Source organism: Streptomyces fuscigenes, assembly GCF_021556455.1.
Classification (GTDB): Bacteria; Actinomycetota; Actinomycetes; order Streptomycetales; family Streptomycetaceae; genus Streptomyces; species Streptomyces fuscigenes.
Genome location: NZ_JAKGCV010000719.1, coordinates 1 through 1,706, shown reverse-complemented (window position 1 = coordinate 1,706; position 1,706 = coordinate 1). Strand labels below are relative to the sequence as shown.

The following is a 1,706-nucleotide window of genomic DNA, read 5'->3' as shown; positions in this document are numbered from 1 at the left end:
CGCGGCGACGGGCGGCACGGCGGCGGCCGACCTGCGACGGCGCGGTCGCGCGTCGACGGCGCCGTCGCGCGAAGGCGGCGCGCCGGGGATTCGCCGCGCCCCGGCGGAGCCGAATGCGCCCTCTTGTGCGCCCTCGGACCGCCGCCTTCGCCCCAAAGACTCGCAAAGCCGGGTGTCCTGGGTGACGGCCAGTGTTGACGCGATGCCGTCCAGTGACTGACTATCACACGGTGCACGGCAGGGCCGGGGCTGCGCACAGGAGGATCGACAGATCGGAAGGCTGTGCCGCCGCGCTATCCCACCGTCGGTGAACTGACCGCGCGAGCCGGAGCGCTGGCCGCCGCGTACCCCGAGCGGGCCTCGCTGCGGCGCGTCGGACGCTCGCGCGGCGGTGAGCCGCTGACGCTGCTCACCGTCGGCCGCGGGCCTAGGGACGTCCTCGTGGTCGCGGGACCGCACGCGAACGAGCCGGTCGGCGGCGCCACCGCCCTCCGCCTCGCGGAGCACCTCGTCGCCTCCGCCCCGGACGACGGCCCCGCCGCCGCGACCTGGCACCTGCTGATCTGCCTCGACCCCGACGGCGCCCGGCGCAACGAGCGGTGGCTGGAAGGCCCGATGAGCTTCGGGCGCCACTTCCGCCGCATGTTCCGCCCGAACTTCTACGAGCAGCCCGAGTGGCTGCACGCGCGTTCCGAGGCCGAACTGCTGCCGGAGACGCGGGCGCTGGTCGACCTGCAGGACGAGATCCGGCCGTTCCTCCAGTTCTCCCTGCACGGCGTCGACATCGGCGGCAGCTTCGTCCAGCTGACCAGACCGCTGCCCGCCATCGCGGAGCCGCTCGCCCGATCCGCCGCCGACCTCGGCATACCCGTCGAGCTCTGCCCCTTCGACGCGTTCTTCTGGCCCAGCGCGGGCACCGGCGTCTTCGACATGCCCCCGCCCAGCCGGCGCGACCAGTTCACCGCCGCGCTCTCCTCGAGCCACGCGTCCACCTGGTACCACCCCTACCGCTACGGGACCACCACCGCGATCGTCGAGGCGCCCATGTGGGCCGCCGACGAGATATCCGACGCGTCGCCGCACCCCGACCCGCAGGGCGCCATGACGGGGGTGGCCCGGCTCACCGAGCGCGACGCGGAGTTCCTCGCCGAGATGGCCGACCGGGTCAGGCCCCGGGTCCCGGCCCACGTGGCACCCCTCCTGCGCACCGTGGACGAGTTCCAGCGCAGCTGCCCCTCGCTGGTGGCCGAGTGGGGACCCGAGTCCTTCGCGGGCTTCCCCGGCGGGCTCGGCGGCTTCAACCGGGCGCAGGTCCTCGCGCTGACCATCGCCGCGCGCCGCCTCGTCCTGCGCACCGCGGGCATGCTCTTCCAGACCGTCGAGGCGTGCGGGCCCGCGGCGCAGGACGTGCGCGACCGGCTCGACCGGTTCCTGACCGCCCGGTGCGCGGTGTTCGAACAGCGCTGCGACCCCCGCTGGATCCCGGTGGAGAACCAGGTGGAGCACCAGTTCCGGGTCGTGCGCGCCGCCTTCGAGCTGGCCCTGCCCCAGGCCGGCGAGGGGAAGGCGGCACCGAGCGGCCGCAAAACGGCACCGGTACGGGCCTGACGCGGCCCGCCCCGAGCGGCGCGGCCGCCTCGCCGCACCTGCGTCGGCACCCGCCTGCGTGTGCGTCCCGCGGCGCCCGCCTCCGTGTGCGTCCTGCG

The 1,706-nt window shown here is 75.2% G+C and carries 1 protein-coding gene and 1 pseudogene; both read left to right on the top strand.

Going from position 1 to position 1,706, the window contains the following annotated elements; all coding sequences use genetic code 11:
* Positions 1-220 (top strand): annotated as a pseudogene (locus L1885_RS28055) (hypothetical protein); the annotation flags it as partial.
* A gap of 62 nt (positions 221-282) precedes the next feature.
* Positions 283-1,608, top strand: coding sequence for a M14 family zinc carboxypeptidase (locus tag L1885_RS28050; protein WP_235799951.1), 1,326 nt, complete (start codon positions 283-285; stop codon positions 1,606-1,608).
* The last annotated feature ends 98 nt before the right edge of the window (positions 1,609-1,706 follow it).